Annotated in this window: 18 protein-coding genes, 1 tRNA gene, 3 rRNA genes and 1 other RNA gene; all 23 read right to left on the minus strand. The window is 37.6% G+C overall.

Going from position 1 to position 26,358, the window contains the following annotated elements; all coding sequences use genetic code 11:
- Window positions 1-24 precede the first annotated feature (24 nt).
- The 23 genes from rsmI to gltB all read right to left on the minus strand — a co-directional run bounded on the left by rsmI (window position 25) and on the right by gltB (window position 26,300).
- Window positions 25-861, minus strand: a complete 837-nt coding sequence (gene rsmI / locus ISP02_RS10780) for a 16S rRNA (cytidine(1402)-2'-O)-methyltransferase (protein WP_195721553.1) — start codon at window positions 859-861, stop codon at window positions 25-27.
- Window positions 862-1,113, minus strand: coding sequence for a GIY-YIG nuclease family protein (locus tag ISP02_RS10785; RefSeq protein ID WP_195721554.1), 252 nt, complete (start codon window positions 1,111-1,113; stop codon window positions 862-864).
- A complete protein-coding gene (locus ISP02_RS10790) occupies window positions 1,106-1,834 on the minus strand; it encodes a tRNA1(Val) (adenine(37)-N6)-methyltransferase (RefSeq protein WP_195721555.1) in 729 nt (242 codons plus the stop codon). The genes ISP02_RS10785 and ISP02_RS10790 overlap by 8 nt, the downstream gene beginning before the upstream one ends.
- 100 nt (window positions 1,835-1,934) lie before the next feature.
- The gene (gene yabA / locus ISP02_RS10795; RefSeq protein ID WP_195721556.1) at window positions 1,935-2,276 is read right to left on the minus strand and encodes a DNA replication initiation control protein YabA; all 342 of its coding nucleotides are present in this window, start codon (window positions 2,274-2,276) and stop codon (window positions 1,935-1,937) included.
- Between the two features lie 15 nt (window positions 2,277-2,291).
- Window positions 2,292-3,095: a PSP1 domain-containing protein gene (locus ISP02_RS10800; protein WP_195721557.1), complete on the minus strand. Its 804-nt coding sequence runs from the start codon at window positions 3,093-3,095 to the stop codon at window positions 2,292-2,294.
- Between the two features lie 2 nt (window positions 3,096-3,097).
- Window positions 3,098-4,024, minus strand: a complete 927-nt coding sequence (locus ISP02_RS10805) for a DNA polymerase III subunit delta' (RefSeq protein WP_195721558.1) — start codon at window positions 4,022-4,024, stop codon at window positions 3,098-3,100.
- 110 nt (window positions 4,025-4,134) lie between these two features.
- Window positions 4,135-4,464, minus strand: a complete 330-nt coding sequence (locus ISP02_RS10810) for a cyclic-di-AMP receptor (RefSeq protein WP_195721559.1) — start codon at window positions 4,462-4,464, stop codon at window positions 4,135-4,137.
- 27 nt (window positions 4,465-4,491) lie between these two features.
- Complete coding sequence (gene tmk, locus ISP02_RS10815; RefSeq protein WP_195721560.1) at window positions 4,492-5,109, minus strand: dTMP kinase; 618 nt, start codon at window positions 5,107-5,109, stop codon at window positions 4,492-4,494.
- Between the two features lies 1 nt (window position 5,110).
- Window positions 5,111-6,454, minus strand: a complete 1,344-nt coding sequence (locus ISP02_RS10820) for an Orn/Lys/Arg family decarboxylase (protein ID WP_195721561.1) — start codon at window positions 6,452-6,454, stop codon at window positions 5,111-5,113.
- Window positions 6,455-6,852: 398 nt separating this feature from the next.
- Window positions 6,853-6,967, minus strand: a 5S ribosomal RNA gene (gene rrf / locus ISP02_RS10825).
- 76 nt (window positions 6,968-7,043) lie between these two features.
- Window positions 7,044-9,966, minus strand: a 23S ribosomal RNA gene (locus ISP02_RS10830).
- 274 nt (window positions 9,967-10,240) lie between these two features.
- Window positions 10,241-11,792 (minus strand): 16S ribosomal RNA (locus ISP02_RS10835).
- Together the 16S, 23S and 5S rRNA genes form the textbook arrangement of a ribosomal RNA operon.
- Window positions 11,793-12,276: 484 nt before the next feature.
- Window positions 12,277-12,873, minus strand: coding sequence for a recombination mediator RecR (gene recR, locus ISP02_RS10840; protein ID WP_195721562.1), 597 nt, complete (start codon window positions 12,871-12,873; stop codon window positions 12,277-12,279).
- 4 nt (window positions 12,874-12,877) lie between these two features.
- Window positions 12,878-13,195 (minus strand): YbaB/EbfC family nucleoid-associated protein, encoded by a 318-nt coding sequence (locus ISP02_RS10845; RefSeq protein WP_195721563.1) that lies wholly within the window; start codon window positions 13,193-13,195, stop codon window positions 12,878-12,880.
- An 86-nt stretch (window positions 13,196-13,281) separates the two neighbouring features.
- Complete coding sequence (dnaX, locus tag ISP02_RS10850) at window positions 13,282-15,006, minus strand: DNA polymerase III subunit gamma/tau (RefSeq protein WP_195721564.1); 1,725 nt, start codon at window positions 15,004-15,006, stop codon at window positions 13,282-13,284.
- A gap of 59 nt (window positions 15,007-15,065) precedes the next feature.
- Window positions 15,066-15,590, minus strand: a complete 525-nt coding sequence (locus ISP02_RS10855) for a GNAT family N-acetyltransferase (RefSeq protein ID WP_195721565.1) — start codon at window positions 15,588-15,590, stop codon at window positions 15,066-15,068.
- A 154-nt stretch (window positions 15,591-15,744) separates the two neighbouring features.
- An RNA gene (ffs, locus tag ISP02_RS10860) (signal recognition particle sRNA large type) lies at window positions 15,745-16,013 on the minus strand.
- A gap of 100 nt (window positions 16,014-16,113) precedes the next feature.
- Window positions 16,114-16,839, minus strand: a complete 726-nt coding sequence (gene treR / locus ISP02_RS10865) for a trehalose operon repressor (protein WP_195721566.1) — start codon at window positions 16,837-16,839, stop codon at window positions 16,114-16,116.
- Window positions 16,840-16,858: 19 nt separating this feature from the next.
- Entirely contained in the window at window positions 16,859-18,493 is a 1,635-nt protein-coding gene (gene treC, locus ISP02_RS10870) for an alpha,alpha-phosphotrehalase (protein WP_195721567.1), read from the minus strand.
- A gap of 44 nt (window positions 18,494-18,537) precedes the next feature.
- Window positions 18,538-19,965 (minus strand): PTS system trehalose-specific EIIBC component, encoded by a 1,428-nt coding sequence (gene treP, locus ISP02_RS10875; RefSeq protein ID WP_195721568.1) that lies wholly within the window; start codon window positions 19,963-19,965, stop codon window positions 18,538-18,540.
- 201 nt (window positions 19,966-20,166) lie between these two features.
- Window positions 20,167-20,259: transfer RNA gene (locus ISP02_RS10880), tRNA-Ser, on the minus strand.
- A 61-nt stretch (window positions 20,260-20,320) separates the two neighbouring features.
- Window positions 20,321-21,784 carry a glutamate synthase subunit beta gene (locus tag ISP02_RS10885; protein ID WP_195721569.1) on the minus strand — a complete coding sequence of 488 codons (1,464 nt, stop codon included), beginning with the start codon at window positions 21,782-21,784 and terminating at the stop codon, window positions 20,321-20,323.
- 19 nt (window positions 21,785-21,803) lie between these two features.
- Window positions 21,804-26,300 (minus strand): glutamate synthase large subunit, encoded by a 4,497-nt coding sequence (gltB, locus tag ISP02_RS10890; RefSeq protein WP_195721570.1) that lies wholly within the window; start codon window positions 26,298-26,300, stop codon window positions 21,804-21,806.
- Window positions 26,301-26,358 lie beyond the last annotated feature (58 nt).

The following is a 26,358-nucleotide window of genomic DNA, read 5'->3' on the forward strand; positions in this document are numbered from 1 at the left end:
TCTTTACTATGAAAATAAGTTGATTTAATCAATGTTATGATAAATATTATAAACTTCACTCGTTTTCATATTTCTATCTTCTGCTACATGTTTTATAGCCACTTTAGGTTTCATGTTTTGTTCTACATAATGCGTTACATGCTCATTAATTGTCATATTTTCGAACCAACTCGTATCTAACAACTCGGCCGCACCTTCGATTAAAACAACAAACTCCCCTTTTAAAGGTATTTGTGCATCATTAACAGCAGTTAACAATTGAGTAACTGGCTGCGTTTCAATTTGCTCGAATTTTTTAGTTAATTCACGACCTAATGTAACTTGTCGTTCTTGATCAATTTTAGCAATAGCCTTTAAAGTATCTTTTACACGATGTGGCGATTCGTATATGATGAGCGTACTATCTTGGAACATTCGCTTTTCCAAAACTTGCAGCTTATCTTTTTCTTTTCTTGGTAAAAATCCTAAAAAAATATAAGTGAAAGACGGTAACCCACTAGCCATTAAAGCGGTAAGCCCAGCATTCGGACCAGGTATCGTTTCGACACGTATGTCCGCTTCTCTAGCAGCCACTACAAGTTCATAACCAGGATCACTAATCAAAGGTAAACCTGCGTCGGAGACCAATGCAATATTTGAGCCATTTATTAATTGTTCTAATAGCATACTCGTTTGCTGTTCTTTGTTATGGTCGTGGTATGATTTTAAAGGCGTTTGAATTTCATAATGATGACATAGTTTGCTCGTAACTCTTGTATCTTCACATGCAATGATATCTGCACGTTTAAGTGTATCAACGGCCCTATACGTCATATCTGCTAAATTACCTATGGGTGTTCCTACTAGGTATAAAGTGCCCATTTATTGCGCCTCCTTAATTAATTGCAGTTTTTTATTTCTTGAATACGTTTTTATTTCATACTCTCGTTTCAAAGCGTTAGATTTTGTATCGTGAACTTCCTGGTATACAAGTGTCACTGGCCTTCTATTTTTAGTATATTTAGCGCCTTGTCCCAAATTATGTTTCATGACACGTTGTTCAACGTCCTTAGCGTAACCTGTATAGAGCGATCCATCTTTACATTTCACTATATAAACATAATGATTATCCATAATATACCTCGCTCATTTCTGGTGTGTACGTCCCGTCTTCATTATAAATGTAAAATGGCGGTTGTATTGCTAAACCTTGATTTCCACCTTTACGTCCTTCTATTATAATTGTTTGGGCATCTTTCGATCTTTTACTATAGACAAAATATAACTTTTTAGGTTCAATGCTACATTTTCTCATATTTGATAATACATCCATTAATCGTTCAGCTCGGTGCACCATGACTAACCTACCGCCTTGTTTCAATAAATGTCTCGCGGCTATACAGCAGTCTTGTAGCGAACACATTATTTCATGCCTAGCGATTTTATGCGCTTCTTTTTGATGCTGGTGTAACTGATTACTTTTAAAATAAGGGGGATTACATGTAACAAGACTGTATTGCGACGGCTTAAAATTAATGCGTGCATCTTTCAAATCCATTTCATACATATGAATTTGAGATGATAATTGATTATAAGCAATACTACGGTTAGCCATATTGACAAGTTGTTGCTGAATCTCAATACCATCTATCTGCTGCTTTGTTTTATATGATAACAATAATGGTACAACCCCATTACCTGAACATAAATCCATAATTGAATCATTTTTTCTAACTTCAGTAAAATGACCTAATAATAATGCATCGGTCGAAAACGAAAACACATCATCATTCTGAATGATACGCAAGTTTTCTTTCATTAGATAATCTAACCGTTCATGCCCTAACAACTCCATATTAAACCTCCAAAAAAGGACAAGACGGCGATGCTTGCTATAATTCAAGCCTATCACTAACATCTCATCCTTCAATAACCTAATAATTTAATTTTAGAAACTATTCACTTAAAACTTCTAAACAAAATAAACAATCGTCGCCTTTTCTATGTTTACCAAATAATTCGCCTTTACAAATATGAAAACCTTCTTTATATAACATTGCAAGGTTATCTTTACTTCTTAGCGGTTGTTTAGTATTTGAAGTTTTTTCGTTCGTCTTTTTAGCAGATTCTTCATCTTTATTAATTAAAGATTTCATATTATCATTTTCAATATGTAATGCGACATTTTCTTCTACTAATTCAACCATTAAATTTTTCATTTCAGTCATATTATTATTAACTTCATCAATTTGGCGTTCTAAACGCGAAAGTTTTTCAAATATTTCACTTCTATCCAATGTAGCTAAAGCCTCCTAATTAAATGCTTCTAATTCTTCTGCTTTATATTCAAGTGGTTGTTCGAAACCTTCGACTTTAACTTGCATAGATACGTCTAAAATGTTTAGGCCTATAACCTTACCATTGCCTTCAGGTGTTTCTATGTTATCACCCACGTCTGGCAATTGGGCACGAGCCTCTTCATAGTAGTCGTTTTCATATTTCAAACAACACATTAAACGTCCGCATGCACCAGAAATTTTTGTCGGATTCAGTGATAAATTTTGGTCTTTAGCCATTTTAATTGATACCGGTTCAAAATCTCCTAAAAATGTAGAACAACATAAAGAACGACCACATGGACCAATGCCACCTAGTAATTTTGCTTCATCTCTAACGCCAATTTGTCTTAATTCAATGCGCGTTTTCAATTTTTGCGCTAATATTTTTACTAACTTTCTAAAGTCTACCCGTTCATCTGAAGTAAAATTAAAAATTACCTTTGATTTATCTAACGTAAACTCACAATTTACTAATCTCATTGATAGTTCCAATTGTTGGATTGTCGCTTTACACAATTGCATTGCATCATTAGCATCTAGTTCATTTTGGTCATATTTTTCCTTGTCCTCAGTAGAAGCTATACGTAAAATTTCCTTTAATGGTAACGTCACATCCTCATCTGCAACATCTAAAGGCGCATATTTTACGCGTCCCATTTCTATTCCTCTTTTAGATTCAACAACGACCCATTGTCCGGCTTCTAAGTCGTAATTCATCGGGGAATAATACTCTAATTTACCTGACTTTTGAAAGTCAATGCCCACAACATTTTGCATGTCTAATTCACCCCTTTTATAACTATTTGTTCAAACACTAACGTCGGATTAACGTTTTGATTTAATTTTTTATTGGCCTCAGTTATTCTATCATACATTAGAATAATTTGATTATAGTTAATTTTACTAGCATCATTAGCAATATCTAATTTAATATCTTGAAAAATCATTTTATCTTGTATGTCAACTTTTGCATGCATGATATCTTCAAAAAAAGCATTAACTGCTGCTAATGTTAATAACTGTAAACGTCTATTCTTGGCTTGTTTTAATAAATCAACAATGCCAATCAATGCCATATGTTTGTTCGACAATAATAAATTGCACCATCGTAAAATACTTTTACGTAAAGCTGCCAAATCCGCTTCTTCGTGTAAACTCAAAGCTGTATCTAATTGCGTTGTATATGTACATAATAGTTCAGCTACAGGCCGTGTTATGTTATGTGATTCAAGCCTTTCAATGAATCGCTCTTTATCTATTGGCTTGAAATAAATATGCTGACATCTAGAATGTATCGTAGTTAAAATTTGCTCTGGCTTAGTAGAAAGCAATATTGCTACCGTGTTTTCAGGTGGTTCTTCTAAAAATTTCAAAATACTATTTTCACCTTGAACTGTTAACTTTTCAAAAGACTCAATAATATATACTTTGTGATCGCTTTCGATTGGCAATTGATTCATATGTCTCACAAGTTGTTCTATTTGTTCTTTTTTTATAGTAGTTTCTTCGGAAGCGACATGCATAAAATCAGGATGATTGAATGTATCGATTTTCAACTGACACTGTTCGTTATCATTACATAATATAAGTTTCGTAAATTCAAGCGCTACTTGTTGCATTGTCTGTGCATCATCACCTTCAAATAAATAAGCATGTGATAATTTATTTGAGTGATAAGCATTCGTCAGCATTTTTTGTTCATCCATCACAAAAATACTCCTTTATATAAAAAGGCTGCATATATAGCAAGTTAATTCATGAAGTAATAAAATTCTTACCTTTATGAATTAAAGCATGCATATATAGCAACCATAATTTAGAATTGATGGAAAGCTTCAACAGGCATTACAAACACTGTTGCTCCCCCAACTTCAACTTCAACTGGATAAGGAATATAAGAATCAGCACTACCACCCATTGGTGTGATTGGTGATACGAGTTGCTCTCTATTACCACATGTATCATCGATAACTTTTAATATATCGTCTACACGATCATCTTCAACACCTGAAAGGAATGTTGTGTTACCTGCTCTTAAAAACCCGCCCGTTGTAGCAAGTTTTGTCGCTCTAAAATTATTTTTAATGAGTTGGTCTGAAAGTTCTTGGCTGTCTTGATCTTGAACAATCGCAATAATCATTTTCATATTCATACACCTCTTCACATTATTATATCATAATTTCCCTAAATATTTGAGAATAGATTTATATGTTGCATCTACAACTTGTTCGATGCTTTGATCGGCGTCAATAACATTAAACCTAGACGTGTCACTTTCAATCACTTTATGGTACCCTTCTACAACTTGCTCATGAAAGGCTATATCTTCTTGATCTAAACGATTTTGTTGTCGTAAGTTCGTCACTATACGTTGTCGTCCCACTTCCACACTCACATCTAAATAAATTGTTAAATCTGGATATAGACCGTTTATAGCAAAGTCATTAATTGCTTTAACTTCTTCTACACCTATACCCCTTGCATACCCCTGATATGCTAAAGAACTATCAATATATCTATCGCATAGGACAATTTTACCTTGTTCAAGTGCTGGCATAATTTTGCCTACCAAATGCTCTCGTCTTGAAGCCGCAAATAATAAGGCTTCCGTACGTTCGTCCATGCCTTCGCCTTCTAACAATATTTCGCGGATTTGTTCACCTGTAGCTACTCCACCTGGTTCCCTAGTAACAATCGTATCAAAAGTTGCCTCTAATTTTAAAGCGACTTGTTGTAATACTGTAGTTTTGCCCGAACCTTCTGGCCCTTCAAACGTAATAAATGCTGACATTTTATTCATCCTTAATTTCTATATAATTATTTTCAATACCTTCTACCCTTAAATTTTGGGTAGACCAATAATGCAATAATTCTACCATATTTGCTGATATTTTTTCTCCTTTTAACATAATTGGTATACCAGGAGGATAAGGTACAATATGATTCGCCAAAATTTCACCTTTAGCGTCTTCAATGTTAATCTTACGTGTCTTACTATTAACACTATATGTATAATAGCCAATATCCGTCGTAGTAATTTGTCTTTCTGGGATTTTTATAGGTTGTTTAGTTAGCTGAATACGATCTATTCTTGCTAATAATTCACTATACAGATAGTTATCATGTTTATGCCATAAAGGTAATACAAGTAACACTTGCTTTTCATCAGCTAATTCTATGTATATTGATTGCGCTTCAAATAATGCTTGTAACTCATAACCATCATAGGCACTATGTGACAAACATAGTTTTAAAGGATCATCTACTTTTGTCACCGTGATTCCTTGTTGTTCCAAGTGAGTTATTAACTTCTGACGTCGTTCAAAAAATAAATCAGTTTGATAATTCTTATAAAATTGATGCGCTAATTCTAAACTCGACATTAGTAAGTACGAAGGACTCGAGGATTGAAAGTAACTCAAGTAATTTATTACCTGTTGTTTCATTGGTGCATCTTTATGTATAAATAGTACAGAACTCATAGTCAATGCAGGTAATGTTTTATGATATGATTGCACCACAAAATCTGCGCCCATATTCAATGCAGATCGTGGAAAGCCTTCTAGATCAAAGTGCGCACCATGTGCTTCGTCAACTAATACCGGTATTTGCAATTGATGTAAATGATTAATCTGTGATTTTATATCAAAACACTCCCCATAATAATTAGGGTATGTAATTACAGCTAACTTATGATTCTCTTTAAAATGATGTATATTTTTATATTTTGGTCCTAAGTATTGATGTGTATCGTCACTTGCATCCATAGCCATTAAAAATGCATTGCCTCGCGCTAACTCCAAACCATGAAAAACCGACTTGTGAGCATTTCTAGGAATAATATAGTCCCCAGATAAGTAGGCAAATGCTTGAATTACAGATAAAATACCTGCTGTCGTACCATTTACTAAGTAAAAAGTTTCGTAATCATCATGTTTGCTTATATTGGCCATGCTTTTATATAAAACATCTTCAGGATGATGTAAATCATCCAATCCTGTTATTTCAGTCATATCCATATTGATATTTAATTGGTTTAAATTACCTATCGTATTGTTTTTATGCCCCGGTACATGCATAGAGATGGGCGTTTCGTTCATTAAAGATTGGAATTTATTAATTAAAGGTAAAGTCATAGTTCAACCACATCCACTCTATAGTATCATTAACTTATTATAAAGTATCACTTTCCCGTATTCAAAATTTTATTATTAAACTACCTCTATTAGCGGGATGTAAATCTGCTACCATCGACGCTCAGGTGCTTTTTAGCTTGAGGCAAACGCTCGCATCTTTCCTCACTTGCATGCGTCGCTGACTTGCTTACCTCCTCGTAAGCGCGTGACGCGACGCCTTGAGTTCGTCAGCTTCAAACGCTTTCTCTTCGCCAAAGTTTTTAATATTTTATTTACATTTTGTATAAACAGACCTGCGGTCTTATAGTGTTTCAAAGATTATTTTGAGAAGTTAAGCTCCTTATTGGGCATAAAAAAAAGAGACCCTAAGGTCTCGGCTCATCGCATCCTATTAATTTGCCTGGCAACGTCCTACTCTAGCGGGATGTAAATCCGACTACCATCGGCGCTAAGGAGCTTAACTTCTGTGTTCGGCATGGGAACAGGTGTGACCTCCTTGCCATTGTCACCAGACAATGATGTATAACATTTATACATTCAAAACTAGATAGTAAGTAAATATAAATTAACCAATCAAAACATTTAAAAATTGATTAAGTCTTCGATCGATTAGTATTCGTCAGCTCCACATGTCGCCATGCTTCCACCTCGAACCTATTAACCTCATCATCTTTGAGGGATCTTATAACCGAAGTTGGGAAATCTCATCTTGAGGGGGGCTTCATGCTTAGATGCTTTCAGCACTTATCCCGTCCATACATAGCTACCCAGCGATGCCGTTGGCACGACAACTGGTACACCAGAGGTATGTCCATCCCGGTCCTCTCGTACTAAGGACAGCTCCTCTCAAATTTCCTACGCCCACGACGGATAGGGACCGAACTGTCTCACGACGTTCTGAACCCAGCTCGCGTACCGCTTTAATGGGCGAACAGCCCAACCCTTGGGACCGACTACAGCCCCAGGATGCGATGAGCCGACATCGAGGTGCCAAACCTCCCCGTCGATGTGAACTCTTGGGGGAGATAAGCCTGTTATCCCCGGGGTAGCTTTTATCCGTTGAGCGATGGCCCTTCCATGCGGAACCACCGGATCACTAAGTCCGTCTTTCGACCCTGCTCGACTTGTAAGTCTCGCAGTCAAGCTCCCTTATGCCTTTACACTCTGTGAATGATTTCCAACCATTCTGAGGGAACCTTTGAGCGCCTCCGTTACTCTTTAGGAGGCGACCGCCCCAGTCAAACTGCCCATCTGACACTGTCTCCCACCATGCTAAATGGTGCGGGTTAGAAATCCAACACAGCGAGGGTAGTATCCCACCAACGCCTCCACGTAAACTAGCGTTCACGTTTCTAAGGCTCCTACCTATCCTGTACAAACTGTGCCGAATTTCAATATCAGACTGCAGTAAAGCTCCACGGGGTCTTTCCGTCCTGTCGCGGGTAACCTGCATCTTCACAGGTACTATGATTTCACCGAGTCTCTCGTTGAGACAGTGCCCAAATCGTTACGCCTTTCGTGCGGGTCGGAACTTACCCGACAAGGAATTTCGCTACCTTAGGACCGTTATAGTTACGGCCGCCGTTTACTGGGGCTTCGATTCGTAGCTTCGCAGAAGCTAACCACTCCTCTTAACCTTCCAGCACCGGGCAGGCGTCAGCCCCTATACATCACCTTACGGTTTAGCAGAGACCTGTGTTTTTGATAAACAGTCGCTTGGGCCTATTCACTGCGGCTCTCCCGGGCGTTAACCCTAGAGAGCACCCCTTCTCCCGAAGTTACGGGGTCATTTTGCCGAGTTCCTTAACGAGAGTTCGCTCGCTCACCTTAGAATTCTCATCTTGACTACCTGTGTCGGTTTGCGGTACGGGCACCTAATATTCTAGCTAGAGGCTTTTCTTGGCAGTGTGAAATCAACGACTCGAGGAAACAATTTCCTCTCCCCATCACAGCTTGACCTTATGAGTGCCGGATTTGCCTAACACTCAGTCTTACTGCTTGGACGTGCACTCCAACAGCACGCTTCGCCTATCCTACTGCGTCCCCCCATCGCTTAAAACGAATTTAGGTGGTACAGGAATATCAACCTGTTATCCATCGCCTACGCCTATCGGCCTCAGCTTAGGTCCCGACTAACCCAGAGCGGACGAGCCTTCCTCTGGAAACCTTAGTCAATCGGTGGACGGGATTCTCACCCGTCTTTCGCTACTCACACCGGCATTCTCACTTCTAAGCGCTCCACATGTCCTTGCGATCATGCTTCAACGCCCTTAGAACGCTCTCCTACCATTGTCCTACGGACAATCCACAGCTTCGGTAATATGTTTAGCCCCGGTACATTTTCGGCGCAGTGTCACTCGACTAGTGAGCTATTACGCACTCTTTAAATGATGGCTGCTTCTAAGCCAACATCCTAGTTGTCTGGGCAACGCCACATCCTTTTCCACTTAACATATATTTTGGGACCTTAGCTGGTGGTCTGGGCTGTTTCCCTTTCGAACACGGACCTTATCACCCATGTTCTGACTCCCAAGTTAAATTGATTGGCATTCGGAGTTTGTCTGAATTCGGTAACCCGATAAGGGCCCCTCGTCCAAACAGTGCTCTACCTCCAATAATCATCACTTGAGGCTAGCCCTAAAGCTATTTCGGAGAGAACCAGCTATCTCCAGGTTCGATTGGAATTTCTCCGCTACCCACAACTCATCCGCTCACTTTTCAACGTAAGTCGGTTCGGTCCTCCATTCAGTGTTACCTGAACTTCAACCTGGTCATGGGTAGATCACCTGGTTTCGGGTCTACGACCAAATACTCAACGCCCTATTCAGACTCGCTTTCGCTACGGCTCCACATTTCCTGCTTAACCTTGCATCAAATCGTAACTCGCCGGTTCATTCTACAAAAGGCACGCCATCACCCATTAACGGGCTCTGACTACTTGTAAGCACACGGTTTCAAGTTCTCTTTCACTCCCCTTCCGGGGTACTTTTCACCTTTCCCTCACGGTACTGGTTCACTATCGGTCACTAGAGAGTATTTAGCCTTGGGAGATGGTCCTCCCAGATTCCGACGGAATTTCACGTGCTCCGTCGTACTCAGGATCCACTCAAGAGTGCTATCGTTTTCGACTACAGGATTATTACCTTCTTTGATGCATCTTTCCAGATGCTTCGTCTAACAATAACTTTTGTAACTCCGTATAGAGTGTCCTACAACCCCAACAAGCAAGCTTGTTGGTTTGGGCTGTTCCCGTTTCGCTCGCCGCTACTCAGGGAATCGATTTTTCTTTCTCTTCCTCCGGGTACTAAGATGTTTCAGTTCTCCGGGTATGCCTTCAAACATGCTATGTATTCACATGTTGATTACACGACATGACTCGTGTAGGGTTTCCCCATTCGGAAATCTCTGGATCAACGCTTACTTACAGCTCCCCAAAGCATATCGTCGTTAGTAACGTCCTTCTTCGGCTTCTAGTGCCAAGGCATCCACCGTGCGCCCTTAATAACTTAATCTTTTTGTTTTTAAGTCAAACGCAATGTTTAACTCAAAACCCAAAATGTTATTAATCTGTGAGTGTTCTTTCGAACACTAGCGATTATTTTAGTTTGAATTCAAGCTTTTAAAAACTCTAATTCACTCGGTTTTGCTTGGTAAAATCTATTTTTACTTACTTATCTAGTTTTCAATGTACAATCTTTGAATACTCTATGAGCATTCAAAACTGAATACAATATGTCTACGTTATCCCTCTCATCTTCATAGAAGATGTTCCGAATATATCCTTAGAAAGGAGGTGATCCAGCCGCACCTTCCGATACGGCTACCTTGTTACGACTTCACCCCAATCATTTGTCCCACCTTCGACGGCTAGCTCCATAATGGTTACTCCACCGGCTTCGGGTGTTACAAACTCTCGTGGTGTGACGGGCGGTGTGTACAAGACCCGGGAACGTATTCACCGTAGCATGCTGATCTACGATTACTAGCGATTCCAGCTTCATGTAGTCGAGTTGCAGACTACAATCCGAACTGAGAACAACTTTATGGGATTTGCATGACCTCGCGGTTTAGCTGCCCTTTGTATTGTCCATTGTAGCACGTGTGTAGCCCAAATCATAAGGGGCATGATGATTTGACGTCATCCCCACCTTCCTCCGGTTTGTCACCGGCAGTCAACTTAGAGTGCCCAACTTAATGATGGCAACTAAGCTTAAGGGTTGCGCTCGTTGCGGGACTTAACCCAACATCTCACGACACGAGCTGACGACAACCATGCACCACCTGTCACTTTGTCCCCCGAAGGGGAAAACTCTGTCTCCAGAGTGGTCAAAGGATGTCAAGATTTGGTAAGGTTCTTCGCGTTGCTTCGAATTAAACCACATGCTCCACCGCTTGTGCGGGTCCCCGTCAATTCCTTTGAGTTTCAACCTTGCGGTCGTACTCCCCAGGCGGAGTGCTTAATGCGTTAGCTGCAGCACTAAGGGGCGGAAACCCCCTAACACTTAGCACTCATCGTTTACGGCGTGGACTACCAGGGTATCTAATCCTGTTTGATCCCCACGCTTTCGCACATCAGCGTCAGTTACAGACCAGAAAGTCGCCTTCGCCACTGGTGTTCCTCCATATCTCTGCGCATTTCACCGCTACACATGGAATTCCACTTTCCTCTTCTGCACTCAAGTCTCCCAGTTTCCAATGACCCTCCACGGTTGAGCCGTGGGCTTTCACATCAGACTTAAGAAACCGCCTACGCGCGCTTTACGCCCAATAATTCCGGATAACGCTTGCCACCTACGTATTACCGCGGCTGCTGGCACGTAGTTAGCCGTGGCTTTCTGATTAGGTACCGTCAAGATGCGCACAGTTACTTACGCACATGTTCTTCCCTAATAACAGAGCTTTACGATCCGAAGACCTTCATCACTCACGCGGCGTTGCTCCGTCAGGCTTTCGCCCATTGCGGAAGATTCCCTACTGCTGCCTCCCGTAGGAGTCTGGACCGTGTCTCAGTTCCAGTGTGGCCGATCACCCTCTCAGGTCGGCTACGTATCGTTGCCTTGGTAAGCCGTTACCTTACCAACTAGCTAATACGGCGCGGGTCCATCTATAAGTGATAGCAAAACCATCTTTCACTGTAGAACCATGCGGTTCTACATGTTATCCGGCATTAGCTTCGGTTTCCCGAAGTTATTCCAGTCTTATAGGTAGGTTACCCACGTGTTACTCACCCGTCCGCCGCTAACGTCAAAGGAGCAAGCTCCTTATCCGTTCGCTCGACTTGCATGTATTAGGCACGCCGCCAGCGTTCATCCTGAGCCAGGATCAAACTCTCCATAAAAAATTATGATGTTTGATTAGCTCATAAAATACTAATTTGTGTGTTATCTCTAACACGTTTAAACCAACGATTATATCGTTGCGTTTGGAATTAACGTTGACATATTGCAATTCAGTTTTCAATGTTCATTTATCAATCCGACAAGAAACCATTATACATAAGTTATCATTTAAAGTCAATAACTTTCTAAAAGTTTTTTAAATCGTTTTTTAATGTTCGTCGTTTGTGTTTCGCTCGACAAGTAAATACTATACAGGCTTTTCAAAGAATGTACAACAGTAAAAATTACACTAATTATACATTTTTCGTACTCCCATCATTAAAAAACGAACTTTATATACCGTTAAACTTTTAATAATTCGTTTAATTAACTAAAATACTTAGTTATATATTGTTCCTTTTCTTAAAACTAAGCAATTTACATACTATAACTTTTTTGGTTATTTTTATAAAAAAATAAAGCCATCACTTTACAGTGCTAGCTTTACATTTCTGTTCTACCCATAATAGCCTTTGATAACGTTACTTCATCAGCATATTCTAAGTCTCCACCAACTGATAAACCTTGTGCTAATCTAGTTACAGTTACACCGATCGGTTTTACGAGACGTGATATATACATTGCTGTAGATTCACCTTCTAAGTTGGGGTTCATCGCTAAAATCAATTCTTTTACTCCTTCGTCTTTCAAACGATTAATGAGTGAAGGTATATTAATGTCTTCCGGTCCAATTCCGTCCATTGGAGATATAGAACCATGAAGAACATGATATAACCCTTTGAATTCTCGCATTTTCTCCATGGCGATGACATCTTTATCATCTTCAACTACACAGATAATAGAACGATCTCTTTGTTTGTCTTGGCATATATAGCATGGATCTTGCTCTGTTATATGCCCACATTCACTACAATAAGTTAATTCGCGCTTAACATCTACTAATGCTTTAGCAAATTGAACGACGTCGTCTTCTTTCATATCTAGTACATGAAATGCCAGACGTTGTGCCGTTTTCGGTCCAATGCCTGGCAGTTTCATGAAACTGTCAATCAGTTTAGAAATAGGTTCTGGATACTGCATTTCATCACATTCCAGGAATGTTTAAGCCTTTAGTGTGCTTTCCTAAACGTTCTTGCGATAATTCGTCTGCTTTATTCATCGCTTCGTTAGTCGCAGCAATCACTAGGTCTTGTAACATTTCAATATCGTCAGGGTCTACCGCTTCTTCTTTAATAACGACGTCGACAACTTCTTTATGGCCAGTTACTGTTACAGCAACCATACCACCACCTGCAGTTCCTTCAACTCGTTCTTCTTTTAATTTTTCTTGCTCTTCGCCCATTTTCTTTTGCATTTTTTGCATTTGTTTCATCATTTGTTGCATATTTCCGCCACCGCGCATAATGTAAATCCTCCTTATATATTCTTTGTTATATTATAATTATGCTTTGCTAATATTATACATACCTTTATATTCATTGTCATGTATCACTCTTCATCAATAACATTGACTGTGTTTTCGCCGAATAGCTCTTTGGCTCTTTGTACTACATCTACTTCTTCCGTTTCATTAGATTGTTGTACGTTGTCATTACTATCACTACTATTAGAACTTCCATCAGCTGACTTCCTATTTTGTAGGTATTCAGATCTGACTCTCATCCATTGATCAGATGGTACGCCTACTACTTTAACGCTCTTATCTATAATATTACATACCACATTTTCTATATTTTCTCGTTTTTCATCATTTTTATTAACGATTTCACAATGAATTTCTTCTTCAAATTTTATTAACACATGTGTTTCACTAGCTGCTACTGGTTCAGAATTTTGTAATAAACTTACAAGTGATTTCATATCATTGTTTTTAGCGTGATCCACTACGTCGCTCCAATGGTCTTTCAATAATTTGATATCATCTTTATTGGCTTTGTCTAAAACCTTAGTAATTTGCTGCATTGAAAAGATGTTTTTCGACTTGCTTCCCCGCTTACTTGGTTGTGTTTTAGCCGGCTGTGTCGTTTGTGGACCACCGCCTTGTGATTTCAATGTCTTTAATTCATTTTCCAGTTGCTCCATACGTTGAAGTAAGACATCATTATTAGGTTCTGTGGCCACGCTCGTAGTTGCTACGTTTTGTATTGTTTGAGGTTGCGCCTTAACCATTTCAGAAAGTTTAACTAACAATACTTCAAAATGTACATTTTGATTCACACTAAATCGAATTGAAACTAATGTATCATTTATTATATCTATCATTTGATACAATGTTTCCAATTCAAAATCCATTAAAGCATCATAATTAGTATCAGCTTCTGCGGTTTTACTCATAATCGTATCTCTAACAAAGTAAATCATATCATTAATTAAGCGATTTACTTCTTTGCCATCTGCCACAAATTGATGATATGTGCTAAATGCCGCTTTAACATCACCCGCAATGATTTGCGCAAATAATTTATTAAGCGCCTCACCATCAACACTACCAGTAACATTTAAAGCATCTTGTAACGTTAGATGGTCATCACCAAAAGCAATAGCTTGGTCCATAATGCTTAAAGCATCACGCATACCACCTTCTGAAGCTTTGGCAACAAAATCTAGCGCAGCGTCATCGTAATCAATTTGTTGTTCTTCCGCTACAAATTTTAATCTCTCCACTATTTGATCATGATTAATAGATTTAAAATCAAAACGTTGGGCTCTAGAGATAATAGTAGGAGGTATTTTATGTGGTTCTGTAGTCGCCAATATGAAAATAGCATGTGCAGGTGGTTCCTCTAAAGTCTTTAATAACGCATTAAAGGCTCCAGTAGTTAACATATGAACTTCATCAATGATGTATACTTTATATTTCGATTCACTCGGTGCATATTTTACTTTATCTCTAATATTTCTTATTTCATCAACACCATTATTACTTGCGGCATCAATTTCTATAATGTCAGAATTAGTCCCCTGTGTAATTCCTTTACATATAACACATTCATTACACGGTTCACCGTTATTACTATTTATACAGTTTATTGCTTTCACAAATACTTTAGCAATACTCGTTTTACCAGTACCACGAGGACCACTAAATATATATGCATGGGATTGTTTTCCTTTTGAAATTGCATTTCGCAAAGTTTTAGTTACATGTTCTTGACCTACAACATCACTAAACGCTTGAGGTCTAAACATTCTATATAAAGCCTGGTAATTCACACTCGCACCTCCAATTACATTCACTACATATTATAGCATTGTACTTCAAACTATGACTATCAATTAAAAGCTGAAGGATAATTGACTTCCCCTGAAGGTCTGTTATCATCAGTTAAAAACTTAACCATAAAATATGCTTTCGGAATATCAAAAGGTGAATGTATCTTATAATTTGAGGCATTTGCATAGCCCAGTGGTTGATAATATTCAGGATCTCCTAAAACTACGATAGTATCATAATCATGATTCTTCGCGCGCTCTTCTACCGCCTGTATTAATGCTTTTCCGAGTCCTTGATTACGATATTCTGGTAAAACAGATACTGGCGCTAATGCTAAAGCTGTATGTTGATCTTGTTCATCTTCAATAATCACTTCTGATAAAAGTGCATGTCCTATCACGCTACCTTCATCATTTTTAGCAACGACTTCTAATTCGTAATTATAGTCCTCAGATTTTCTGATTTTGTTAATAAGTTGTTGCTCATCATGATTCGACATTTCAACATCTTTAAAGGCTTCTTCAACAGCTTCTAAACTAGTCTCATAATCATTTTCGGTTAACGTACTAAGATAAATTTGCATAGTTACCTCCATTGCCCTTTGTTCTCTACATATTACACTATTCTCAACAAATATTCTTGTTCCGCTATTTTTTATTATATTATAAAAAAGAACGACCTATAGCAACTATAAGTCGTTCTTTTATATGTAAAGTTATTATTTTAAAATTTAAAAACCGTGCACCTTTGCATCGAGTGCAATTCACAAACGTAACCAAAGTCGACAGCTAAATCTCGGCAACCCTACGGCACATATGATAATCCACTTAATGCTGCTTCCGTCAGGACCTGACATGATTCGTGGGTTCACATTGCATAGGACCGAAATCTTCAAACACTACGTGCTTTGGGCAGACTTCACAAAAATACACCCTCAGCAAAGGAATTAAGTCTCGCATAAGCGGTTTTCGAGTACAGGGAACCGCTACCTCCCCACCTAGCACGGCAAAATACATGTTACTATATTTCATCACTTCAATGCAAGACATTTGGTCGAACTTGTTGATAATTGTTGATTTGGTGGTATTAATTAATTCAAAAATAACTTACAATTTGCGACGTCGTGAAAAGTCATTGAATCTAAACTCTGTCGCTAAATGCTTTGATATATTGTATTGGAACCGCTCCGTATTTTTCAAATGTACAATGCCCCTAACCGTAGCAGTATACGGTGGGGCTACATCACCAAATTGTTCATACTCTAAATCACCAAACGGTTCAAAAGTAATTGCCTTGTTAGAGTAACTAATTTCAAGATCTAATATATGCTCTATATAATGATAGATTGAAGCACGTGCATGTTCAATAGTAATATTAGGTACTATATCGGCAACAAGGTAATCTTCATCGATGATTTTTACCTTATCGTTTAGCATCCTTAATCTTACTATATACCATAATCTTGCATTTGCCTTAATGCCTAATTGTTCTTTTATAAACGGTACTTCATCAGCCTTAATCTTTTCAAATCTAATTACTTTTGTTTTGTATTGAAGTTGCAATTCATTTTTTACTTCGCTAAAACTCATTAAGTCAGCAAATGGAAATTCTGTGATATTTTGATAAATAACTACAGAACCTTTGCCTCTAATTTTTTGTATCATGCCGTCACCGACCAATAAATTAAGCGCTTTTCTAACCGTTTCCCTTGAGGCTTGGTACCGTTCAACTAAATCATGTTCAGAAGGAATGCGATCGCCATAAGTTAATTCTTCGCTTAAAATTGCGTCTTTCAACTTTTCATATATTAATACAAATTTTTTTTCACTCATCTTTTCAACTCTTCTACTATTATTGAGCAATGACTATCGCCCCGAAACCATCTATTGTTCCATTTTCACATTGACCACTTTGAATTATAGTTTCACCTTCAATATTCAAATCTTTAGGTAATTGTATTGACGATTTCGAAAAGTTAGCCACTACAAGCCAAGTCGTTCCATTGTAGTGACGTTTGTAAATAAATAAATTTTCATCATTCATATATAAAGGCTCAACACTACCATAGGTAACTATATCATGCTCATGTCTTAATTTAATTAATTTTCTATATACGTGTAAAATTGAATTTTTATCTGCAATCGCCGTTTCAACGTTTATCTTATCGTAATTTTCAGGAATATCAATCCATGGCGCCCCTGATGTGAATCCCGCATTACGTTCATTTGACCATTGGATTGGCGTTCTTGAATTATCTCGTGACTTTTGCCCTAATATTTCTAAAATTTCCGATTCATTGTAGCCTTTAAGTTTCATAGACTTATATGCATTAAGTGATTCCACATCTCTATATTGATCTATCGTCGTAAAATGAGGGTCCGTCATTCCGATTTCTTCGCCTTGATAAATGTATGGTGTTCCTTGTAGCATATGCAATACGATAGCCAACATTTTTCCACTACTCGTTCTTAAAGCTTCGGTTGAATCATCACCAAATCTAGAAACAACACGTGGTTGGTCATGGTTGCACCAAAATATAGCATTCCAACCGTTCCCTTCATATATACCGAGTTGCCATTCCATCAGTATTTCTTTTAATTTTAGGAAATCTAATTTAGCATTGGACCACTTTTCTCCATCAATATAATCAACTTTTAAATGATGGAAATTGAAAACACTACTCAATTCTTGTCTTTCAGGATTTGTATATTTAATACAATGATTTATCGTAGTTGATGACATTTCCCCAACCGTCATCATATCTTTATCTCCGAAAGTACGTCGATTCATTTCATGTAAATACTCATGTACACGTGGACCGTCAGTGTAGAATTCTTTGCCAATTTTCTCAGAATCTTTAAATTCGCCCTTAGAAATAAGGTTAATCACATCAAAACGGAATCCATCCACACCAAACTCTATCCAATAATTAATAATATCGTAAAGTTCATTTCTTACTTGAGGATTATCCCAGTTCAAGTCTGCTTGTGTTACATCGAATAAATGTAAATAGTATGCTTCAGTTTTGTCGTCATATTTCCATGCATTCCCACCAAATTTAGACTCCCAATTTGTAGGTGGCGCATTATTGACAGAACGTCTAAAGAAATAATAGTCTCTGTAAGGGCTATCTTCACTAGAATATGCTTCACTAAACCACTCGTGATCTGTCGAAGTATGGTTTATGACAATATCTAACATAATTTTCAGATCCCGTTGATGAGCTTGTTCTATTAACTCTTTCAAGTCATCGCTATTTCCAAATTGCGCATTAATTTTATAATAATTACTAATATCATAACCATTGTCGTTCATTGGAGATTCATATACAGGCGTTAACCATAAGTAATCTACACCAACATATTGTAAATAATCTAATTTTTGAATTATACCTTGAATATCCCCTTCACCATTGCCGGTCGTGTCATTAAAGGATTTAGGGTAAATTTGATATACTACCGATTTTTTCCAATCATTTTGCGCCATGAATTATTCCACCTTTATACTTTATGAAAAATAAATTTTCTTTTCTACTCCACTACCAATTCTTTCGTTTCCTCTTTACTAAATCTAGATAAAATTACCGTTAAGATAAATGGCACGACTATCGCTAATAATGTACAAATTAAATATACGCCCCAATATTCTTTTTGAATAGAAATAAATGCAGGAACACCACCAACACCTACTTTACCGAGCACACCACTCGCACCAATAATCGCACCTAATACGCATGAAGTTAGAATAGATGCTAAGAATGGATATTTTAAAGGTAAATTGACACCAAACATTGCAGGTTCTGTTACTCCTAAGAAACCTGAAATTCCTGAAGTTACTGCAAGCCCTTGCTCTTTGACCATTTTACGTTTCTTGTAAACATACCACGCACCAAAAGCAGCAGATCCTTGGCAAATATTTGAAATTGCCACGATTGGCCATAAGTATGTGCCTTGTAAATGACTGCCCATTAATTGGAAGTCTACAGCTAAGAACATGTGATGTAGTCCTGTAATTACTAATGGTGCGTAGAACAAACCGTAAATCGCACCGCCTAACCAACCAGCATGTTCAAAGACAAATGTAACGCCATTAGTGATACCGGTACCAATCCATAAAGCTACCGGTCCGATGATGATAAATGCTAAAAATCCTGTGATTAATAACGAAACAGGTCCTACAACAAGCATTTTAATAGAATCTAACACACGTTTATTCAGGAATTTTTCAATTTGTGCTAACACATATGTCGCAAGTAATATCGGTAATACTTGCCCTTGGTAGTTTAATTGTTTAATTTCCAAACCGAAAATATTCCAAGTAGGGATATGGCCTTTAGCAATATCAGATTGTGGTACTAATTGAGGATTCATTAGTATTAAACCTAATACCAAACCAAGAATTTGACTCCCACCGAATACACGCATACTACTCCAACCAACAAGTGCCGGTAAAAATGTAAATGCAGTATTCGCAATTACGTTAATTATATCCGAGAAATCTCCAAGTTGTGGGAATTGTTTAACTAATGGATCTGGTCCAAATAGATTCTCCATCGTTAATAAGTTATTGATTCCTAAAAGTAAGCCGGCAGTAACAATAGCCGGTAAAATTGGAATGAATATATCACCCAATAATTTGATTAGTCTTTGTAGCGCATTCCCCTTTTGCGCCGCCGCTGCTTTCGCATCATCCTTAGATGCTTCTGAAGAACCAGTTTCTTCGATAAATTGCTTATACACTTCATCAACTGTACCAGGACCAATAACTATTTGATATTGGTTATCCGCTTTAAACTGACCTTTCACTAAATCGTTATCGCTTAATTTATCCTTATCTACCTTATCGTCATCTTTCAACACTACACGCAAACGCGTGACACAGTGTGTGGCTGTGTCGACATTCTCTTTTCCCCCAATTGCTGCAACTATATCCTGAACATCTTTTCTTTTTACAGCCAAGATAATCCACTCCCATCTTTATGTCTTAATGAAATTATACATGTATAGACAAGTTATGTAAAGGCTTACATTTATGGTGTCGATTTTCCTTCTTTACAATGATAACTAGCCATATAGAAGCTATAAATATTTAAAAAGGCAAGTATTCAAATAATTTGAATACTTGCCTTTTGTATCTATTAGTCTTGGATTATATATTAATGGCGGAGGAAGAGGGATTCGAACCCCCGCGGGCCGTTAAGCCCCTGTCGGTTTTCAAGACCGATCCCTTCAGCCGGACTTGGGTATTCCTCCAAACGAACACAACAACAATAATATTATAGCTCGTTTTAAAAGTCAACAAAAAATACAATCATCAAACTGGTGCTTTAGCTTTCAAGAAACTATCTACTGAATCAGCTACGGCTCTGCCTTCTTGAATAGCCCAAACTACTAAACTTTGACCTCTTCTAGCATCACCTGCCGCGAATATTTTTGACTGATTCGTTTTAAAGTCTTTATTATCTGCAACAATTTTATTGCGCTCTGTTTGGATATTAAATGCGTGCGGAACTGTAGTTTCAGTACCTACAAAACCAATTGAAAGCAATACTAAATCTGCTGGCCAATGACGTTCTGTACCATCTACAACAACCATGCCTTCATCAGTTTCCTGTAAAATTTGAGTATAAACACCTTTGACATTACCAATGTGGTCAACATCATAACGCATCGTTTGCACACCATAAGCCCTCGGTTCTATACCAAATTTAGCTTCATATTCTTTATGTGCATAATCCATCTTAAATACAGGCATTGCTAGAGGCCAATGCTCATTTGTTTCGAATTCAATTTCTTCAGGTTGTTTAGTATATTTATTAAATTGAACAATTGATTTACAATCTTCTCTTAATGCAGTGGCTACACAGTCAGCACCCGTATCTCCAGCACCGATAACAATAACATTTTTACCTTCTGCAGTGATTGTTGTTTCGTCAATTTCACCGTTTAAATATTCAGCTTGTTCCATTAAATAATCCATCGCAAAATGTATACCTTGACCCATACGACCTTCTAATGGTAAATCGCGTGCATTTTGAGAACCGGTACATAAAATAATAGCGTCATAAGATTCTTCTAATGCTTCTTTTGAAATATCTACACCAATTTCTACGCCCGTTTGAAATTCGATGCCCGATTCTTCCATGACTCTAATTCTTCTACGTACTACTTCTTTATCCAGTTTCATATTAGGTATACCATACATAAGTAATCCGCCCGCTTCTTGAGCACGTTCATATACCGTCACGTTATAACCTAATTTATTTAATTCGTCTGCAGCAGTTAGCCCAGCTGGACCACTTCCTACTATTGCAACCTTTTCGTCTTTACGTACTTCAGGAACTGTTGGTTGTACCCAGCCATTTTCATATGCTTCATCAATAATTGTACGTTCAATACCTTTAATCGCTACTGATTCACGATTAATCTTCATAACACATGATTGTTCACATGGTGCAGGACAAACATAACCAGTAAACTCTGGAAAGTTATTAGTTTCCATTAAACGTTCATATGCAGCTTTAAAGTCTTTTCTATATACTAAATCATTCCATTCAGGAATATAGTTGCCAATCGGGCAACCAATCGTTTCACGACCAAACGGTTCACCCGTTTGACAGAATGGCGTACCGCAATCCATACAACGTGCACCTTGTATAGATGCCTCTTCACGTGTGAAGCGTTGTTGGAATGCTGAGTGATTTTTCAAACGATCAACTAATGATAGCTCATCGAGTTGCTGTTTATCATAATTCATAAAACCTTTAAATTCACCCATGCAAATCCCCCCTTAATCATTAATATACAGCTGTTAGTTGTTGATCTGGTTCTAAATGAGTGCGTTTATCGTTAAATGCATTGAGTAACGCTTCATCTAATTGTGGTGTTTCACGTTTTTGTATATCAATTTTTTGCATCATTAATTTGAAATCTTTTGGTATCACTTTAACAACTTTCTTAGCAATATTATCAAAGTCATTAAGTACCTCAATTGCTTTTTTACTATTTGTATATTTAACGTGTTCCTCTAACATATCTTTAATTACGTTGCGTTCTTCTTCGACCGTTACGCTATCAAAGTCTAGAGTATCTAGTTTATTTACTTCTTTAAATTGCTCTACATCTGATGGGAAAATATAACTTACACCACCACTCATACCTTGACCGAAGTTTTTACCAACATCACCTAGAACGAGTATACGTCCACCAGTCATATATTCTAGACCGTGGTCCCCAATACCTTCTACAACAGCTTGGACACCACTGTTACGAATACAGAATCTTTCGCCAGCACGACCATTGATAAATGCCTTACCATGAGAAGCTCCATAAAAGCAAACATTACCGACAATTATTTCATTTTCACGTGCTTCATTTGGTGCATTGATAATTATTTTGCCACCAGATAAGCCTTTCCCTACATAATCATTGGCATCACCTGTATGGTGAATAGTTAATCCACTAGGAGTATATGCAGCTATACTTTGCCCAGCATGGCCTTCCGTATATGCCAAAATTGTATCTTCAGGTAATCCTTCTGGACCATGAACACGTGTAATCGCACTACCTGTTATTACACCTACGTCGCGTTGTTCATTATTAATAATGTATTCACCTTTAAAGGAATTACCTTGTTCAATTGCTTCTTGAGCATCTGGATATAAATAATTTAAGTCAAAACCTTCTTTAAGATGGTGATTTTGTTCTATTTTATTAAAACGATCACCTTCATGTTGATATAACAGTGCTTCAACATCCATAGTATTTGCCTTAGGACGATCTTTTAAGTGTGGCGCACGTTGTAATAAATCTGTTCTGCCGACTAATTGATCAACAGATTTCAAACCTAATTCAGCCAATATTTCACGTAATTCTTCAGCTACGAAATGCATAAAGTTTACTACGTGATCGGCTCTACCATTAAACAAAGCACGCAAGTCTTGGTTTTGTGTCGCTATACCAACTGGACAAGTATCTTTATGACACACACGCATCATAATACATCCAAGTACTACTAGTGGCGCTGTGGCAAAACCAAATTCTTCTGCACCTAATGCACATGCGTATGCTACGTCTTTACCTGTCAATAATTTACCATCAGTTTCAACTTTTACTCGAGAGCGTAAATCATTCATCATTAATGTCTGATGTGTTTCAGCTAAGCCGACTTCCCATGGTACGCCAGCATGTTGAATACTCGTTTTAGGTGAAGCGCCTGTGCCACCATCGTAACCACTAATGACGATTTTGTCTGCAAAAGCTTTAGCTACACCTGACGCAATCGTACCTACGCCTGTTTTTGATACAAGTTTTACTGTAATATTCGCTTCTTTATTTGCATTTTTTAAATCGTGAATCAATTGAGCCAAATCTTCGATTGAATAAATATCATGATGTGGCGGTGGTGAAATTAATCCAATACCTGGTGTAGATCCTCTAACTTCAGCAATCCATGGATATACTTTACTACCTGGTAGTTGACCGCCTTCCCCTGGTTTAGCGCCTTGCGCAACTTTGATTTGAATTTCTTTAGCATGTTGTAGGTAATCGCTTGTCACCCCAAAACGACCTGATGCGACTTGTTTAATTGCACTTGAATGGTTACGACCTTCATCGTCAATAACATAACGCTTAGGGTCTTCACCACCTTCACCACTATTACTTTTGCCGCCAATTTTGTTCATTGCTTCGGCGAGCGTCGAATGTGCCTCTGCTGATATAGAACCATAACTCATTGCTCCGGTGTTAAAACGGTGAACTATTTCGCTTGCAGACTCTACTTCTTCTATATTAATAGGTGTTTGTTTTTTAAACTCCATTAAATGGCGAATATGATCGGTACGCTTAGTATTAACCTCTTTTGAAAATGCTTTAAATTTTTCATAATCATTTAAACGACATGCATGTTGTAATAGATGAATAGAAGTTGGATTAAACGCATGATATTGACCTTGTTTTCGCCATTGGAACGTGCTACCCGGTTGGATATACTGACTTAACTTACTTTGTCTCGCTTTATTTTCTTGATCGATAAGCTTCAAAGAAATACCTGATAACTTGGAATGAGTACCTGTGAAGTATTTATCAACAACTTCTTGTGCTAATCCTACCGCTTCAAAGATTTGTGCCCCTTGATAACTTTGAACTGTAGAAATGCCCATCTTAGCCATAACTTTGATAACACCTTCAGACAATGTATCGGTATATGTCTGAACCGTTTCTTCAACTTCACCTTCTATGCGTCCATTTAATGTAAGTTGTTCAATCGTACGTTGTGCCAAATATGGTATAACCGCATTAGCGCCATAACCTAATAAACATGCTACGTGATGGACTTCTCTCGTTTCACCTGATAACGCAACAATACTAGTATCCATACGTAAATTTTCACGAATTAATAACTGATGAATATGACTTACAGCCAATAAAGTTGGAATCGCATAACCATTTTGTGATATTAAAAAACTATCATCTAATACGAGAATTTCATTACCATTTTTAACCGCAGCAATCGCATCATCGCCAAGTTCTTCTAATGCCTCTTCTAAGCCTTTGTTATAAACAGTAGATAAGCGTTTTACATTAAAACGACTAGCTTCAATCGCTTCTAACTGCGCTTCAGTTAATACCGGTTTAGATAATTGAATACGATTTAAAGCGTCTTCGGTAGGATTTAACAAATTGCCTTCACTACCTAGATAAGATAACTCACTTGTGACTATTTTTTCACGATATGCATCAATTGGTGGATTTGTAACTTGCGCAAATAATTGTTTGAAATAATTAAATAATGATTCATCTTCTTCATTTAAAGCTGCAATCGGCACATCGTAACCCATCGCACCAATCGGATCTTTTTTACTTTCGACAAGTTCAGTCATATACTTGTCCATTTCTTCTTTAGTATAAACGAATTGCTTTTGTAGGCGTGTTAATGTATCTTCCTCCCATTCAGAAGGTTTATAAGATACATTACTCAAATCTAAGTCTACTTTAAAATGACTTAACCAGCTTTCATATGGCAATTCATCGGCAATACGTGCCTTTAATTCATTATTTTCTACTACTTTATTTTCATTAAAATCAACGAGTAATAATTTACCTGGATTTAATTGACCTTTATATGCAACGTTCTCCTCTGGTACATCAACTACACCAACTTCTGAAGAATAAACTATATAATTGTCTTTTGTAATTGTATAACGCCCTGGTCTTAAACCATTACGGTCTGTAAGCGCACCAATTTTGTCTCCATTACAAAATGAAATCATAGTGGGTCCATCCCATGGTTCCATTAAATAACTATAATATTCATAGAATGCACGTACATTCGCATCATTAGATTTGTTATATAGCCATGGTTCTGGTATTAAAAGCATAGCTGCTCTTTCAGGCTCCATAGAAAGCGATAAAAATTCTAGCGCGTTGTCTACAATAGCTGAGTCACTACCGTCTTCATCGACAATTTCGTGTATTTTATGTTTGTCTTTACCGAATACCGTATCGATTAAGCGTTCTTGACGTGCACGCATCCAGTTAACATTACCTTTAATGGTATTAATTTCACCATTATGCATAAGTAGTCTATTTGGATGTGCACGTTTCCAACTAGGAAATGTATTGGTACTAAAACGTGAATGAACTAAGCCTAATTTGGAAACATATGACTCATGTGATAAATCTTTATATAATGATTTAATTTGGTCTGATCTTAACCAACCTTTATAGACAATAGTCTTATGAGAAAGACTAGTAAAATATAATTCTAGTTTTTGGTCATTGCCATAATGTTCTATTTGTTTGCGAGCTAAATAAAGTGCTTTTTCTGTGTGTGCAACATCATTTAAATCGACGAATACTTGTTGTATATATGGCATAGTTTTAGCCACGTGAGGTGAAATTGCATTAGTATCTACAGGAACCTCTCTATAACCTAATACCTTAAGCCCTTCTCCTTCAAAGAAAGCATTAAACGGACTTTCATGTTTAGACCCAGCAATTTTTTCATTTGTAAAAAATAACCCAACGGCATATTGCCCTTCGGTTGGTAGGTCGAAATCGACATGTTCGTTAAAATAGTCAAATGGTATTTCAGTCATAATCCCTGCACCATCACCTGTAATACCGTCAGCACCAATACCCCCACGATGATCTAATCTACGTAGCATTTCTAAAGACTTCAACACAATATCATGCGTACGTTTATTATCCATATTGGCATAAAAGCCGATACCACAAGCATCATGTTCTTCTCGGCTGTCATATAAGCCTAATTTTGTGTCATTTTTGAGCATGATGTTCACCCCTTTTACGAAAATTCAGAATATTTTATGAATAGATTATACTATATAT

This window comes from Staphylococcus durrellii (assembly GCF_015594545.1).
GTDB classification, from domain to species: domain Bacteria; phylum Bacillota; class Bacilli; order Staphylococcales; family Staphylococcaceae; genus Staphylococcus; species Staphylococcus durrellii.